Annotated in this window: 14 protein-coding genes; 8 read left to right on the forward strand and 6 right to left on the reverse strand. The window is 65.1% G+C overall.

All coding sequences use genetic code 11. The features are described from left to right. Window positions 1-105: 105 nt before the first annotated feature. Window positions 106-804: an ABC transporter permease gene (locus ABIB73_RS19430; RefSeq protein ID WP_354226340.1), complete on the forward strand. Its 699-nt coding sequence runs from the start codon at window positions 106-108 to the stop codon at window positions 802-804. Here ABIB73_RS19430 and ABIB73_RS19435 read toward each other — a convergent pair. Together ABIB73_RS19435 and ABIB73_RS19440 are read right to left on the reverse strand one after the other, a co-directional pair. Continuing rightward, entirely contained in the window at window positions 778-1,587 is an 810-nt protein-coding gene (locus ABIB73_RS19435) for an ABC transporter substrate-binding protein (protein ID WP_354226342.1), read from the reverse strand. The genes ABIB73_RS19430 and ABIB73_RS19435 overlap by 27 nt on opposite strands. 35 nt (window positions 1,588-1,622) lie before the next feature. Next, complete coding sequence (locus ABIB73_RS19440; protein WP_354226344.1) at window positions 1,623-1,949, reverse strand: hypothetical protein; 327 nt, start codon at window positions 1,947-1,949, stop codon at window positions 1,623-1,625. 230 nt (window positions 1,950-2,179) lie between these two features. Between ABIB73_RS19440 and ABIB73_RS19445 the strand changes: the two genes are divergently transcribed. The 3 genes from ABIB73_RS19445 to ABIB73_RS19455 all read left to right on the forward strand — a co-directional run bounded on the left by ABIB73_RS19445 (window position 2,180) and on the right by ABIB73_RS19455 (window position 4,142). After that, window positions 2,180-2,440: a hypothetical protein gene (locus tag ABIB73_RS19445; RefSeq protein ID WP_354226346.1), complete on the forward strand. Its 261-nt coding sequence runs from the start codon at window positions 2,180-2,182 to the stop codon at window positions 2,438-2,440. A 205-nt stretch (window positions 2,441-2,645) separates the two neighbouring features. After that, window positions 2,646-3,794, forward strand: a complete 1,149-nt coding sequence (locus ABIB73_RS19450) for a hypothetical protein (protein ID WP_354226348.1) — start codon at window positions 2,646-2,648, stop codon at window positions 3,792-3,794. A gap of 63 nt (window positions 3,795-3,857) precedes the next feature. Beyond that, window positions 3,858-4,142, forward strand: coding sequence for a TonB-dependent receptor plug domain-containing protein (locus ABIB73_RS19455; protein ID WP_354226350.1), 285 nt, complete (start codon window positions 3,858-3,860; stop codon window positions 4,140-4,142). 15 nt (window positions 4,143-4,157) lie between these two features. Here ABIB73_RS19455 and ABIB73_RS19460 read toward each other — a convergent pair whose 3' ends face one another. Then, window positions 4,158-5,474, reverse strand: a complete 1,317-nt coding sequence (locus ABIB73_RS19460; protein WP_354226352.1) for an alpha/beta hydrolase — start codon at window positions 5,472-5,474, stop codon at window positions 4,158-4,160. Between the two features lie 268 nt (window positions 5,475-5,742). Between ABIB73_RS19460 and blaBJP the strand changes: the two genes are divergently transcribed. Beyond that, window positions 5,743-6,633 (forward strand): BJP family subclass B3 metallo-beta-lactamase, encoded by an 891-nt coding sequence (gene blaBJP, locus ABIB73_RS19465; protein ID WP_354226353.1) that lies wholly within the window; start codon window positions 5,743-5,745, stop codon window positions 6,631-6,633. Between the two features lie 158 nt (window positions 6,634-6,791). Here the strand turns inward: blaBJP and hutU are convergent, their stop codons facing one another. The 3 genes from hutU to hutI are packed head-to-tail and all read right to left on the reverse strand — an operon-like array spanning window position 6,792 to window position 11,243. Continuing rightward, window positions 6,792-8,462, reverse strand: a complete 1,671-nt coding sequence (hutU, locus tag ABIB73_RS19470) for a urocanate hydratase (RefSeq protein WP_354226355.1) — start codon at window positions 8,460-8,462, stop codon at window positions 6,792-6,794. Window positions 8,463-8,472: 10 nt separating this feature from the next. Further along, entirely contained in the window at window positions 8,473-10,032 is a 1,560-nt protein-coding gene (hutH, locus tag ABIB73_RS19475) for a histidine ammonia-lyase (protein WP_354226357.1), read from the reverse strand. Then, complete coding sequence (gene hutI, locus ABIB73_RS19480; RefSeq protein WP_354226359.1) at window positions 10,029-11,243, reverse strand: imidazolonepropionase; 1,215 nt, start codon at window positions 11,241-11,243, stop codon at window positions 10,029-10,031. Before hutI ends, hutH begins: the two co-directional genes overlap by 4 nt. 99 nt (window positions 11,244-11,342) lie before the next feature. Between hutI and ABIB73_RS19485 the strand changes: the two genes are divergently transcribed. The 3 genes from ABIB73_RS19485 to ABIB73_RS19495 all read left to right on the forward strand — a co-directional run bounded on the left by ABIB73_RS19485 (window position 11,343) and on the right by ABIB73_RS19495 (window position 14,481). After that, a complete protein-coding gene (locus tag ABIB73_RS19485; protein ID WP_354226361.1) occupies window positions 11,343-12,701 on the forward strand; it encodes a formimidoylglutamate deiminase in 1,359 nt (452 codons plus the stop codon). Next, window positions 12,698-13,426 carry a histidine utilization transcriptional repressor HutC gene (hutC, locus tag ABIB73_RS19490; RefSeq protein ID WP_354226363.1) on the forward strand — a complete coding sequence of 243 codons (729 nt, stop codon included), beginning with the start codon at window positions 12,698-12,700 and terminating at the stop codon, window positions 13,424-13,426. The genes ABIB73_RS19485 and hutC overlap by 4 nt, the downstream gene beginning before the upstream one ends. A gap of 110 nt (window positions 13,427-13,536) precedes the next feature. Beyond that, the gene (locus ABIB73_RS19495) at window positions 13,537-14,481 is read left to right on the forward strand and encodes an ABC transporter substrate-binding protein (RefSeq protein ID WP_354226365.1); all 945 of its coding nucleotides are present in this window, start codon (window positions 13,537-13,539) and stop codon (window positions 14,479-14,481) included. The last annotated feature ends 22 nt before the right edge of the window (window positions 14,482-14,503 follow it).

Consider the following 14,503-nt stretch of genomic DNA (forward strand, 5'->3'; position numbering starts at 1 on the left):
GAATAAATCGAGTTCCCAAACCGTTCCTTCCAAGTATTCTGTGAATGTCGACAGGACTCGCAGAGGATAATCCGTGAAGCGACTTCGTAGCCTTGACATCGACGGATGAACGACTTCGTGCGATCCATTGGCGCCGCCTTCTCGCTGATCGGCGAAGCCAACGCCGAACTCCTCGGCATCGTCGCATTGTCGTTGCGCGTCAGCCTGACGGCGAGCGTCGTCGCGCTAGCAATCGGGGCACCGTTCGGCGCCTTTCTTGCGATCGCCCGTTTCCGCGGACGTCAAGTCATCATCGTGCTGACCAATGCGCTGCTCGGCCTTCCGCCGGTCGTTGTCGGGCTCGCCCTCTATCTTCTGCTGTCGCGGTCCGGTCCGCTCGGGGCGGCCGGCCTGCTGTTCACGCCGACCGCCATGGTGATCGCGCAGACGCTGCTTGCCGCGCCGATCGTGGTGGCGCTGGTGCACAGGCCGGCGAGCCTGTTGTGGGCCGAGTATGGCGACATGGCGCGGACGGACGGGCTGTCGACCCTGCGCAGCATTGGCTTGTTGTTCGCGCTCGGCCGGACGTCGCTGCTGACGGCTTTCCTCGCGGCCTTCGGGCGCGCCATCGCAGAGGTCGGCGCTATCATTATCGTCGGCGGCAACATTCGCGGCTTTACGCGAACCATGACGACTGCCATCGCGCTGGAGACCAGCAAGGGTGACCTGCCGCTGGCGCTCGGACTCGGGCTGATCCTGCTCGCGCTCAGCGTGACGGTGTCGACCGTTGCTTTCCTGCTAGTGGGACGCGTTGGGGAAAAATAGCTGCTTCCCGCCGACCCTGTAGCCGGCGATCGCATCCTGCCCCTTCGACGAGACCAGCCAGTCGATGAAGGCCTGCCCGTCCTGCGCTTTCACGTTCGGATGCTTTGCCGGATTTACCAGCATGACGCCGTACTGGTTGAAGAGCCGCTTGTCACCCTCGGTCAGGATGGCGAGCTCACCGCGGTTTTTGAATGACAGCCAGGTGCCGCGGTCCGACAGCAGATAGGCGTTCGTCGACGACGCCATGTTCAGCGCCGGCCCCATACCCTGGCCGATCTCGCGATACCAGCCATCCTTGCCGACACCGATGTCGACGCCCGCCTCCTTCCATAATCTCAACTCAGCCGCGTGCGTGCCGGACTTGTCGCCTCGCGAGATGAACGGCGCTTTCGCCGCCGCGATCTTTCGCAGCGCCTCGGCCACGTCCTTGCCGCCGGCGATCTGCGCGGGATCGCTCTTCGGCCCGACAATGATGAAGTCGTTGTACATGACGTCGAAGCGCTTCACGCCCTGCCCTTCGGACATGAACTTGTCCTCGGCGGGCCTGTCATGGACGAACACCACGTCGGCATCGCCCCGCCGTCCGATGTCCAGCGCCTGGCCGGTGCCGACGGCAACGACCTTCACATTGATGCCCTCGGCCTTCGAGAAAAGTGGAAGCAGATAGCCAAACAGGCCCGACTGTTCCGTCGATGTCGTCGAGGCGACGGCAATGGTGCGATCCTGGGCAAAGGCGACGGTGGACCAGAGCAGAACTGCTCCGATGGCGGCAAGCTTCCTCATGCGTCGTCCTCACAACAGGGAATGGGCGGTCCAGATTACCCTTGGGAGAAAGAAGCAGGAACCCCCGACGTTCGGCGTGGCGGCACCGTCGGCATGGTCACCGGTGTTGACGGGCGTGGTTCTGCCGTCACGAGGATCGCAGCCGTGTCGAGAAGATCGAGCAGATGTCGCGCCGACTGCGCCGACCCGCTTGCAGCCGCCGGATCGATCACGGTCAAGCCTTCGGTCAGGCGCGCGATGACTTGCACGAGCTCGTCGCGCCGGCCCTGAAGATCGGCAAGCGTTGCGTCAAAGCGCTCGTCGAGCCTTGCGCCTTGCAACGAACGGGTCGGAACGATCCTGTCATCGGGAGGATCGGACATGCGAGCGTTTCGCCTTGCTGCCCGCTCATCCTATGCGTGACGTCTCGAAACTCCGCGGCGGTGCTTTGTTGCATGCGGGTTCCCGAGAGACCTCGTCGCCTGCAAGCAGGAACCGCTCACGCCCGCCTCACGCCTTTTGAACCCCGCGTGAACTATCGCGAGATCATGCGGCAGCGCGGAATATCACGCGTCCCATCCGATCATGTCAATGGAACGGTTTGGAGCCTCCCATGACAAAGACAGCTATCTTCACAGCCTTGCGGCTCATCCTCTCGCTCGCGATAGCCGGCCCCGCGCAGGCCTGGCCTGGACAGCCCGGCGGCGCAGGGATCGTCTCGCCGTCCGGCGCGCTCGCCGTGGCGCTTGTTCGCAAACCCGCCCCGGCACATTCACACATCCGCAAAACGGAGCATGCGACCATCGCGCTTCCTCCGATGCGGAGCCTCTCCGATCGTGAGCAAGATCCGCTCGCATCCATGCATTTCGAATAGACACGGCAACGCAGCTGGCGTCGCGATCCGTGGACGACAATCCGGAAGGCGAGACGGCTGCTGCATCGCCTCTCGCCCGACGGACGTCCGGATGTTCTGCAATTGGTCCCGCCTACATTGACATCGATGTGACGGCCGGGGCAGTTTTTGCGTTGCTGACGAATCAGCGATTGCCTTACGCCGAGTACCTCTTGGACAACTCCCAGTGCTATCGAGACTGATATCGTTGCTGTGCCGCATTCCTGCGGTGCAATGGGCGTTCACCCGGCTTCGGCCTCTGCCGCGCAGCGGCAGCATCGACGTGGCACCGATCGCTGCGGCTGAGCAGTCTACCACCATCGTCGACATCGCGGATGCCGTTCCGGCTCTCGACACCAGCAACAGCATTGACCCGTTGCGCAACGACGCAGACATTGCAGTCGCAGGGGATGACACGACTATCTCTGTCACCGCGGAGAGCCCATCGGCCGCGCCGTCCGATAGCCACGCCAGCGACGATTCATCTCGGGTGGCGCTTCCGGAAATCGAGCCAGTCGTCGAAGACGAGGCTTCGGTCTTGTCTGACGTCGACAGCGAGCCGGCTGATGTTCCTGAACTCGTCATCAGCAGCGAGCCATCCGCCGAACTCCCGACGGACGTTGAACCCGTCGTCGCGGAGGAGATCTCCGTCTCGTCTGTCGACGTCGAGACCGCCCCGGTCGATGTCCTTGATATCGTGATCGACGAAGATCCCTCCCCCAGCGTTCTCGAAAACGTTGAGCCAGCCGTCGCAAGCGACTCGTGTGCCGCCCTTGTCGGCGCCGAAGTCTCTGCGGCTGATGCCCCCGAGATCAACATCTGCAGCGAGCCATCTCCCAGCGTCGCGGTAGAGATCGCGCCGGTCCTCGCCAATGATCCTCCGCCCATCGCCACTGTTGCCGCCGAAGACTCTTTCGCCGCCACCGTCGCCGCGAGCATCGAGCCATCTCCCGCTCTTGCGTCTCCCTCTCCGGAGATCCGCAGCGCACCGAAGGCGCGCGCAAGAGCCGCGGAACCTGTCGATCGCACCACGCTGATCCGGCAACGTTGGGCCGAAACCGGGATCAGGATGTGGAATCCGCGGCTTCACGGCGCTGGCGACGCCACGCTGAACATCCAGGGAAGCGTCGAGCTGCTGCCGCCCGCACCCGGCGAGACGATGCCGCGCTATGACAAGCTGGAATTCAAGATGCTCGGCGGCCACATCGTCTGCGAGGGCGTGATCGTCGAAGCGCCCGCGCAGGCCGACAAGCGCAGCTTCACCCGGCTCGCCGAGCCGGGGAAACCCGACCGGGTTCGCGAGCCGTTGCGGGAACGCCAGGCCGCTCTCGCCTGATCCTTTTGCTCGGCGACGATGCTCGCCATATGCTAGGCTGACACCCTGGATATGGGAGATCGCATGCCCGCAAAATCGGTGCGATTGGTCGTGATCGCCGCCCTCTGCTTCTCGCAAGGCGCCTTTGCCGCCTCCAGCAAGCGGCCACGCCACGCGCCTTCGGTTGCCCCCGCCACCGATCCGGCTGCGCCCTACAAGGCCGACCGGCTATCATCTTCGCGCGGCGAGCCGATCCTCAATACGCCCGGCCAAACCACCGTGCTGACGCGGCAGGTCCTCGACGACATGAACGCGACGAGCCTGAAGGACGCGATGCGCTCGACCGCCGGCGTGACGATCGGACGATAGGCGCTCCGCACCGACCTAGGGAATTGGATAGCCCTTCCAGACCCACTCCAGCGCTGCCGGCAGCGTTTGCGCGATCGTCGGCCGATCGACATGCTTGGCGTTGCGCACGAACAGGAACTGGTAGTGGTAGCCCTTCTCGGCCAGCACCTTTGCCGTCAGTTCGTTCGACAAGGTCCAGTCGTGCATGCCGTCGGGAATGGTGGGATTTGGATAGAACAGGTCCTGGTCGCCGCCGAAGAACCAGAAGCGGATCGGCTTGGTCGGCGCGCTCAGGATCAACGGGACGCCGGGCGGCTCGGCCGGCGTAAGCACGCCCGCCTTGGAGATGAGGTTGGGCGTAGCCGGCCCGGTCCAGGCGCTGTGATATTCCCAGGCGCCGCCGCGCAGCGACGGATCATGCGGCCATTGCTGGTTGACCATCGTCGGCGAGAACGCCAACACGCGGTGATAGAGATCGGGATAGAACCACGCCATGGTGAAGGCTGCCACGCCGCTCGAGCTCAGGCCCATGGTCGCGCGCCCATCCGGATTCCTGATGAGCTTGACGCCGGCATTCTGCTCGACCAGCGGCAGCACCTCGCGCTCGACGAACTGTGCGTAGGCACCCGAAACCGCGTCATACTCGCGCCCGCGCTGGCTGCCCTGCGCATCCTGACCGCCATTGCCGATCTGGATCGCGATCATCGGCGGCACGCGACGCTGGGCAATCAGGTTGTCGAGCGTGGTCGGGAGGTCCTTGTAGGCATTGGAGCCGCCGTCGCCGATCACGATGAACGGCGCCTCCGTGCCGGGCACATATTGCGCCGGCACATAGACGTCGATCGTACGCGACCAGACACCGGGATGGCTGGTGGTCACGAGCATATTCGACTTGTCGTCCGGCGCGGTGACGGTCGTCATGATCGAGGAGTTGGTGCAGCCGGCGACGTCGTCACGGATCAGGCCGGGATTGTAGATCGTGCTGTCCTTGGACGACAGCGTGAAGGACTTTGTCGTCCCGCGCGGCACGCCCTCCTTCGCGATGGTCTCCGGCGCGGGATTGTGGGCGGGACCGATGACGAAATTGCCCTCGGCGCCTGGCGGCGGCAGCGTGCCGTCGGGGAGCTCGGTCGCACGCGGATAGTTGGGGTTGGAGGGATCGCGCGTCGGCGGCGCCGTTTTGAAATCGAGACCAGTGGTGTCGACGAAGAACGGCGCCGTCTTGTCGGTGGTGTTGGCGCCCGGCGGCACGGTCATGTTCTGGGTCACGCAGGCCGGCTGCGACAGCGCAATTGACGTGAGGGAGACGACGGAAATCAGCGTCCCCGCGAGGACGGACAATGAATTGGTCATTTCAGCTCCCGGTGCCGACGAGTCTTGCAGGCTCGTCTTGAGAGGAAGTATGGCGGGCGGCCTGCGTGCGGTCAAACGCCAGCTGGCCGCGTTGCAGCAACGGCCGCCATGCTCAAACCGGACAGGGACCGTTATTCCGCGCATGGCGTGAAATTTTTCAGACGTGAGCCCGTTGCTGCCGTATCGCGCAACACGTAGCTTGCGGCCGGTCGGGGCGCGCGAAAGTCACGTGCGATCACAACGGCAAGAAAACATTGGGAGGAAAACCATGAGAAAGCTCACGGCCGCGCTATGCGCGTTCGCATTGTTCGCCCCGGCTGCGCAGGCCCAGACCATCAAGGATTTCCTGGCGGCGGTCATGGTGAAGTGGACGGCGCCGTTCGAGCCGTTCCAGCTCATCGACAAGATCTATTACGTCGGCACCGACGGGATCGCCGTCTACATCATCAAGACATCGCAGGGCCTGATCCTGATGGACACCGCGATGCCCCAGTCGACCAGCATGATCAAGGACAACATCGCAAAACTCGGCTTCAAGGTGGCCGACATCAAGATCATCCTCAACACGCACGCCCATCTCGACCATACCGGCGGCTTCGCCGAGATCAAGAAGGAGACCGGCGCGCAGCTCGTGGCCGGACAGCGCGACAAGCCGCTGCTCGAAGGCGGCTATTATCCGGGCGACGAGAAGAACGCGGACCTCGCCTTCCCCGCAGTCAAGGTCGATCGCGCTGTGAAGGAAGGCGACAAGGTCACGCTCGGCGACACTACGCTGACGGCGCATGAGACGCCCGGCCACTCGCCGGGCTGCACGAGCTGGGAGATGACCGTCAAGGACGGCAGCCAGGAGCGCGACGTGCTGTTCTTCTGTAGCGGCACCGTGGCGCTGAATAGGCTGGTCGGTCAGCCGACCTATGCTGGCATCGTCGACGACTACCGTGCAACCTTCGCCAAGGCCAAGGCGATGAAGATCGACGTGCTGCTCGGGCCGCATCCAGAGGTCTACGGCATGCAGGACAAGCGCGCACAGCAGATAAAGGACGGCTCGCCGAATCCGTTCGTCAAGCCGGGCGAGCTTGCCACCTACGCAACGAGCCTGTCGGAGGACTTCGACAAGGCGCTCGCCAGGCAGACGGCCGCGCTTCAGCCTGCGAAGTAGCAGCTGCGGACTGTCTGCTGCGCTGTCCCCAAGGTCGACCGCCAGGGCTATACTTCGCAAAACCCATGCCCGTCGACAATCGACGGCTATCTCGCGAAGAAGCGGCAGCGCCTCGACGGCGACGCGGCGCGCGGGACAAAGGAGGCCTGAAACCGCAGCTATTTCGCCAGGCTCGGCAGATCGAGCCCGTTGGCTCGGGCGCAGTCGATCGCGGTCTCGTAGCCCGCATCGGCATGGCGCATGACGCCGGTCGCCGGATCGTTCCAGAGCACACGCTCGATCCGCTTTGCGGCTTCCGGCGTACCGTCGGCGACGATCACCATGCCGGCGTGCTGGGAGTAGCCGATGCCGACGCCGCCACCGTGATGCAGCGAGACCCAGGTCGCGCCGCTGGCGCAATTGAGCAGCGCGTTGAGCAGCGGCCAGTCGGACACGGCGTCCGAACCGTCGCGCATCGCCTCGGTCTCGCGGTTGGGGCTCGCCACCGAGCCGCTGTCGAGATGATCGCGACCGATCACGACCGGCGCCTTCAATTCACCGCGGGCGACCATCTCGTTGAAGGCGAGGCCGAGGCGATGACGATCGCCGAGGCCGACCCAGCAGATCCGCGCCGGCAGGCCCTGGAACTTGATGCGCGCCTTGGCCATGTCGAGCCAGTTGTGCAGGTGCTTGTCGTCAGGCATCAGCTCCTTGACCTTGGCGTCGGTCTTGAAGATGTCCTCGGGATCGCCCGACAGCGCGGCCCATCGGAACGGCCCGACTCCGCGGCAGAACAGAGGTCGGATATAGGCAGGAACGAAGCCTGGAAAATCGAAGGCGTTTTCCAGGCCCATGTCCTTCGCCATCTGGCGAATGTTGTTGCCGTAGTCGAGCGTGGGGATTCCTTGCGCGTGGAAATCCAGCATGGCCTGGACGTGCTCGACCATCGACGTCTTCGACGCGCGCTCGACCGATTTCGGATCGGCGGCGCGCTTCGCCTCCCACTCGGCCAGCGTCCAGCCCTTCGGCAGGTACCCATTGATCGGATCATGCGCGCTGGTCTGGTCGGTGACGATGTCAGGCTTGACGCCGCGACGCACCAGCTCGGGAAAGATCTCGGCCGCGTTGCCGAGCAGGCCAACCGAGACCGGCTTATGTGTCTTGGCTGCCTCCGCCATGATCGCCAGCGCTTCGTCGAGCGTCGCGGCCTGTCGATCGAGATAGCCCGTGCGCAGCCGCATCTCGATGCGGCTCGGCTGGCACTCGACCGCGAGCATCGAGGCGCCGGCCATGGTCGCGGCCAGCGGCTGCGCGCCACCCATGCCGCCGAGGCCGGCGGTAAGGATCCATTTGCCGGCAAGGCTGCCGCCATAATGGCGGCGCCCGACCTCGACAAAGGTCTCATAAGTGCCCTGCACGATGCCCTGGCTGCCGATATAGATCCAGGAGCCCGCGGTCATCTGGCCGTACATCATCAGGCCCTTGCGATCGAGCTCGTTGAAATGGTCGAGCGTCGCCCAGTGCGGCACGATGTTGGAGTTCGCGATCAGCACGCGCGGGGCATCCGCATGGGTGCGGAAAACGCCAACCGGCTTGCCGGACTGAACCAGCAAGGTCTGGTCAGATTCGAGCTTGCGCAAGGCGGTAGTGATCCGGTCAAAACTCTCCCAGTCGCGCGCGGCGCGGCCGATGCCGCCATAGACGACGAGTTCGCTCGGGCGCTCGGCGACATCGGGATCGAGATTGTTCATGAGCATGCGCAGCGGCGCTTCCGTCTGCCAGCTCTTCGCACTGATGTCGCTGCCGCGAGGGGCGCGGATGGTGCGGTCGTTATCCAGTCGGCGGTTCATGAGGACCTCTTCAGTCAAGTCTCGGAAATGGATCATTCGAGAGCGCCGTGAGCGCCATGGCCGGCAACGCATCGGCTTCCACCAGCGCTGCGGCCTTGGCGAGATCCCCGGCCATGTAGCGGTCGGCGCCGAGCGCAGGCACCTGTTCGCGAAGCGCGGCGATCACGGCGACAAGCGCCGCGCTCGTCGCATGCGGCGCACGCAACGTGATGCCTTGCGCGGCGACCAGGAACTCGATGCCGAGGATGGCGGCAAGATTGTCGGCCATATCGGACAACCGCCGCGCGGCGTGCGCGGCCATCGAGACATGATCTTCCTGGTTGGCGCTGGTCGGCGTCGAATCGATCGAGCAGGCAGCCGCGCGCTGCTTGTTCTCGGCGTAGAGCGCGGCGGCCGTGACCTCGGCGATCATAAAGCCGGAATTGATGCCGGGATCCGGCGTGAGGAACGGCGGCAGGCCGAAATTCAGCGCGGGATCGACCAGCGTTGCGATGCGCCGCTCGCTGATCGCGCCGATTTCCGACAGCGCGAGCGCGATGGCGTCTGCAGCGAACGCGACCGGTTCGGCGTGGAAATTGCCGCCCGAGACGATCTCGCCGGTCTCGACCAGGACGAGCGGATTGTCGGTGACGGCGTTGGCCTCGACGATCAGCGTGCGCGCGGCCTGCGTGATCAGGTCGAGGGCTGCGCCCGCGACCTGCGGCTGGCAGCGCAGGCAATAGGGATCCTGCACCCGCTCATCGCCTTCGAGATGCGACAGCCTGATGTCGCTGCCGTCGAGCAGCGCGGTCAACGTCGCGGCCGCCGCGATCTGGCCGGCATGACCGCGAAGCGCCTGAATTTCGGGGCGGAACGGCGCCGTCGATGCCATCGCCGCATCCACCGAGAGCGCACCGGTCACGAGCGCAGCACGAGCCAAGCGAAACGCGCGCAGCACGCCGGAGATGGCATAGGCGGTCGAGAACTGCGTGCCGTTGATCAACGCGAGCCCCTCCTTCGGGCCGAGCGTCAGTGGCGCGAGGCCGGCGGCGGCAAGCGCTTCACCACCGGGCACGGTCTTGCCGTCGAGGATCGCCTGCCCCTCGCCGATCATGACGGCGGTCATGTGCGCAAGCGGGGCGAGATCGCCGGAGGCGCCAACCGAACCCTGTTGCGGCACCAGCGGACAAACGCGCCGCGCCAGCATTGCCTGTAACTGCTCGATCACCTCGCGGCGCACGCCCGAGGCGCCGCGCCCGAGCGAGATGATCTTCAGCGCCATCATCAGCCGGACGATCGGCTCGGGTGTCGCCGGCCCCACGCCGCAGCAATGCGAGACGATGAGGTTACGCTGGAGCAACGCGGTCTGGTCGGGCGGAATCCGTTTCGACGCAAGTTTCCCAAAACCGGTGTTGATGCCGTAGACGGGCGCGGCGGCCTGCGCGGCCTTGGCGACGATCTCCGCGGCGGCATCGACGCGTGGCCAGAACGACGGATCAAGCATGACAGGACTGCCCGCGAGCACGCAAACGAGATCGTCGAGACTGACTGTTCCCGGTTTGACGACGATCGGCACGCCCTGCTCCGTCACTGTCCCCTCCACACCCGGCGGTACAGCGGATTGAAGCCGATGCGGTAGACGAGCTCGGCGGGCCGCTCGATGTCCCAGATCGCGAGATCGCAATATTTGCCGGCTTCGAGCGTGCCGGTCTCATCCAGCACGCCGAGCGCCCGAGCGCCTTCACGGGTGACCCCGGCGAGGCATTCGGCCACCGTCATCCGGAACAGCGTCGCTCCCATGTTCATGGCGAGGAGAAGCGAGGTCAGCGGCGAGCTGCCGGGATTGCAGTCGGTTGCGAGCGCCATCTTGACGCCGTGCTTGCGAAACGGCTCCACCGGCGGCCTTGCGGTCTCGCGGATGAAATAGAAGGCGCCGGGCAGCAGCACGGCGACCGTGCCAGCCTGCGCCATCGCAGCCGCACCGGCTTCATCCGTATGCTCCAGATGATCCGCCGACAACGCGGAAAATCTCGCGGCAAGCGCCGCGCCACCGAGATTCGACAATTGATCGGCGTGAAGCTTGACCGGCAGCCCGAGCGCCCTCGCCGCCTCGAACACCCGCGACGTCTGCTCACCGGAGAACGCGATGCCTTCCATGAACGCGTCCACGGCATCGGCAAGGCCGGCGTTCGCTACCGCGGGCAGCATCTCGTTGCAGACGAGGTCGATATAGCGGTCCTTGTCACCGTCTGCTTCTGGCGGGAGCGCGTGCGCGCCAAGAAAGGAGGTTCGGATCGCGACCGGCCGCTGGCCGCCGAGGTTCCGGGCGGCCGCGAGCTGCCGCATCTCCGTCTCGGTGTCGAGGCCGTAGCCGGACTTGATCTCGACGGTGGTTGCGCCCTCGCCGATCAGCGCGTCGAGCCGCGGCAGCGCGCTTGCGACGAGATCGGCCTCGCTGGCCTTGCGCGTCGCGGCCACGGTCGAGACGATGCCGCCGCCGGCCCGCGCGATCTCCTCATAGCTTGCACCCTTCAGGCGCAGCTCGAACTCATGCGCGCGATTGCCGCCGTAGACAAGATGGGTGTGGCAGTCGACGAGGCCGGGCGTGATCCAGCGGCCCTCGCAATCGATCCGCTTGATGGCGTCCGCATTCGCCGGAAAATCTGCCACCGCACCTGCATAGACGATGTGGCCGCCGCGCGCGGCGATCAGGCCGTGTTCGATCTCGCCGAGATCGGGACGGTCGGCCCGCATCGTGGCGAGCCGGGCGTTGTGCCAGATCCGATCGAAGCGCTCTGCCATGCGGTGGTCCCCTCGCGGATGTCCCTGCGCCGTGGGATGCTTGACTTATATGTCTAGACATATAATCGTGAGGCCGTCCTGTCCAGCCGGCGTGTAATCATGACACGACTGCATTTCACCTCCGCGCTCTTGCCTTCGGGCTGGGCCAATGACGTGCAGGTGGTCGTCACCGCCGGCGCGATCGAAGCGGTGACCCCGGGCGTGGCGCCGGTCGCCGGCGACGAACGCCACGGAATCGCGCTTCCAGGACTTGCGAGCCTGCACAGCCACGCGTTCCAGCGCGGCATGGCGGGACTGGCCGAATTGCGCGGCGGCTCGACCGATACATTCTGGACCTGGCGCGAGACGATGTACCGCTTCGCGCTCGCGATGACGCCGGACGACGTCGCCGCCGTCGCGACGTTGCTTTATGTCGAGATGCTGGAGCAAGGTTTTACCCGCGTCGGCGAATTCCACTATCTGCATCACGATCGCGACGGCTCGCCCTATACCGACCTCGGCGAAATGGCTGCGCGCATTGCGCAAGCTGCTGAAGCGTCGGGCATTGCCCTAACGTTGCTGCCGAGTTTTTATGCGCATGGCGGCTTCGGCGGTGCCGCGCCACATGCCGGCCAGCGCCGCTTCATCTGCTCGGTCGATCTGTTCGCCGCCCTGATGGCTGCTTCGCGCATGGCAATCAGCGATTTGCCGGGCGCTAATATCGGCATCGCGCCGCACAGTCTGCGCGCCGTGACGCCGGATGAGCTCGCGGCCATCATTCCGCTTGCCGATGGTGGACCTATCCATATCCACGCCGCGGAACAGGTCAAGGAAGTCGAGGATTGCCTGACCTGGTCGGGACGACGGCCGGTGCAATGGCTGCTGGAGCACGCGCCTGTCGATCAACGCTGGTGCCTCATTCACGCGACCCACACCACGAGAGAGGAAGTCAATGCATTCGCCGGGACCGGCGCGGTCGCCGGCCTGTGCCCCGTCACCGAAGCGAGCCTCGGCGACGGCACTTTTCCGGCCCGCGAGTTCCTCGATGCCGGCGGCCGGTTCGGCGTCGGCACCGATTCCAACGTGCTGGTCGGCGTCGCCGACGAATTGCGCCAGCTCGAATATGGCCAGCGGCTGAAGCATCGCGAGCGCAACGTACTCTCCTGCGGCGCGGGCGCGTCGACCGGGCGCGCACTGTTCGACCATGCGCTGGCGGGCGGTGCGCGGGCGCTGGCACAGACGACCGTCGGCCTTACGCCGGGCGCACGTGCCGACATCGTCACGCTCGACGCGGCACATCCGTCGCTGGCCGGACGTTCGCGCGACTCCGCCATCGACGGCTGGATTTTTGCGACAGGGAGCGATGCGATCGATTGCGTCTGGGCCGCAGGCAACAAGGTGGTCGAGGGCGGACGGCACAGGCTGCGCCAGACCGCGCGCGAACGCTTCAACGCATCCGTGCGGAGGCTCGTCGCATGAGCCTTGCCACTGACGCGACCGACCAGCCGACGCTCTACAAGCGGATCCGCGCCGACATCGAGAAGCGCATCCTGACCGGCGAATGGCCGCCGGGCCACCGCATTCCCTTCGAGCACGAACTGGTGACGCGCTACGGCTGCTCGCGCATGACGGTGAACAAGGCGCTGTCGGAGCTGGCGCAGGCAGACCTGATCGAACGGCGGCGGCGCGCCGGTTCCTTTGTGCGCCGGCCGCAACATCAGTCTGCCGTGCTCAAGATCGCCGACATCCGCGCCGAGATCACCGCGCTCGGCCGCAGCTACGGCTACGAGATGATGCATCGCAAGCTGCGCACGGCGACCGCCGCCGACCGCGATCGCCTCGGGATCAAGAAGGCCGGCAAGGTGGTCGCGATCGCCTGCCGCCATAGCGCGGACAAGGTGCCTTTCGCGGTCGAGGACAGATTGATCGATCTCTCCTCCGTGCCGGATGCGGCGACCGCGGATTTCGCGCGTGAGCCGCCCGGCTCGTGGCTGCTTCATCATGTCCCATGGACAGAGGCCGAACATACGATCAGCGCCATTGTCGCGGACGATCGCGCGGCGGAGGCGCTCGACATCGCCGTCGGCGCGCCCTGCCTCGTCATCGACCGCTACACGTGGCGCAGCACGCGTACGATTACGGCGGTGCGACTGCTGTATCCCGGGGACTCTCACCGCCTTGTCGCCCGATTCCAGGGAAGTTGAGAAGACGATGTCGGCATAATTCGTGCAACGCTTCGGGCAACGGTCCGTGTGGGCCAACATGAAGAGATCAACAGGACGTCAAACCATCGATCGGCAAGAGGACGACAATCATGCGTAGTTCGAAAGTATTTGCCACAATCATTGCTCTCGCGGCCTCCACTCCCGTGCTCGCCGACGACGTCAAGGTCGGAATCGGCATCTCCGGATGGACCGGCTTTGCGCCGCTGACGCTGGCGAAGGAGGCCGGCATCTTCAAGAAGAACGGCCTCGACGTCACGATCAAGAAGATCCCGCAGAAGGACCGCCACCTCGCCATCGCCTCCGGCGACGTCCAGTGCGCGGCAACGACGGTCGAAACCTGGATCTCCTGGAACGCCAACGGCGTTGCGACCAAGCAGATCTTCCAGCTCGACAAAAGCTACGGTGCCGACGGCATGGCCGTGCGCAATGACGTCACATCGATCAAGGAGCTGAAGGGCAAGACGGTCGCGGCGTCCGCGCCCGGCACCTCGCCGTATTTCGCGCTGGCCTGGATGCTCAAGAAGAACGGCCTCACGGTGAAAGACGTCACCGTCGTGAACCTCGAGCCGGCCGCCGCTGCGCAGGCCTTCGTCTCCGGCCAGAACGACGCCGCCATGACCTATGAGCCGTATCTGTCGACCGTGCGCGCCGCGCCCGACAAGGGCAAGATCATCGCCACCACGCTCGACTATCCGATCGTAATGGACACTTTTGGCTGCACGCCAAAATTCCTGAGCGAGAATCCGAAGGCGGCGCAGGCGCTCGCCGACAGCTATTTCGAGTCGCTCGACATGATCGCCAAGGATCAGGCCAAGGCCTACGAGATCATGGGCGCGGACGTGAAGCAGACCGGCGAGGCGTTCGGCAACTCGGCAAAATATCTGCGCTGGCAGGACAAGGCCGCGAACCAGAAATTCTTCGCAGGCGACTTCCTCGCCTTCAACAAGGATGCCGCTGAGCTCCTGCTCGAGATCGGCATCATCAAGACCGCACCGAAGGTCGAGGACCTCTTCGACGCCAGCTACATCAAGTAAACCTCTCACGAACTGCCGGCCC

Source organism: Bradyrhizobium sp. F1.4.3 (assembly GCF_040548375.1).
Classification (GTDB): domain Bacteria; phylum Pseudomonadota; class Alphaproteobacteria; order Rhizobiales; family Xanthobacteraceae; genus Bradyrhizobium.

What these genes read in the sequence shown, in the direction of transcription:
- ABIB73_RS19430 (WP_354226340.1), top strand. Translation starts at nt 106, where the DNA reads ATGAACGACTTCGTGCGATCCATTGGCGCCGCCTTCTCGCTGATCGGC.
- ABIB73_RS19435 (WP_354226342.1), bottom strand. Translation starts at nt 1,587, where the DNA reads ATGAGGAAGCTTGCCGCCATCGGAGCAGTTCTGCTCTGGTCCACCGTC.
- ABIB73_RS19440 (WP_354226344.1), bottom strand. Translation starts at nt 1,949, where the DNA reads ATGTCCGATCCTCCCGATGACAGGATCGTTCCGACCCGTTCGTTGCAA.
- ABIB73_RS19445 (WP_354226346.1), top strand. Translation starts at nt 2,180, where the DNA reads ATGACAAAGACAGCTATCTTCACAGCCTTGCGGCTCATCCTCTCGCTC.
- ABIB73_RS19455 (WP_354226350.1), top strand. Translation starts at nt 3,858, where the DNA reads ATGCCCGCAAAATCGGTGCGATTGGTCGTGATCGCCGCCCTCTGCTTC.
- ABIB73_RS19460 (WP_354226352.1), bottom strand. Translation starts at nt 5,474, where the DNA reads ATGACCAATTCATTGTCCGTCCTCGCGGGGACGCTGATTTCCGTCGTC.
- blaBJP (WP_354226353.1), top strand. Translation starts at nt 5,743, where the DNA reads ATGAGAAAGCTCACGGCCGCGCTATGCGCGTTCGCATTGTTCGCCCCG.
- hutU (WP_354226355.1), bottom strand. Translation starts at nt 8,462, where the DNA reads ATGAACCGCCGACTGGATAACGACCGCACCATCCGCGCCCCTCGCGGC.
- hutI (WP_354226359.1), bottom strand. Translation starts at nt 11,243, where the DNA reads ATGGCAGAGCGCTTCGATCGGATCTGGCACAACGCCCGGCTCGCCACG.
- ABIB73_RS19485 (WP_354226361.1), top strand. Translation starts at nt 11,343, where the DNA reads ATGACACGACTGCATTTCACCTCCGCGCTCTTGCCTTCGGGCTGGGCC.
- hutC (WP_354226363.1), top strand. Translation starts at nt 12,698, where the DNA reads ATGAGCCTTGCCACTGACGCGACCGACCAGCCGACGCTCTACAAGCGG.
- ABIB73_RS19495 (WP_354226365.1), top strand. Translation starts at nt 13,537, where the DNA reads ATGCGTAGTTCGAAAGTATTTGCCACAATCATTGCTCTCGCGGCCTCC.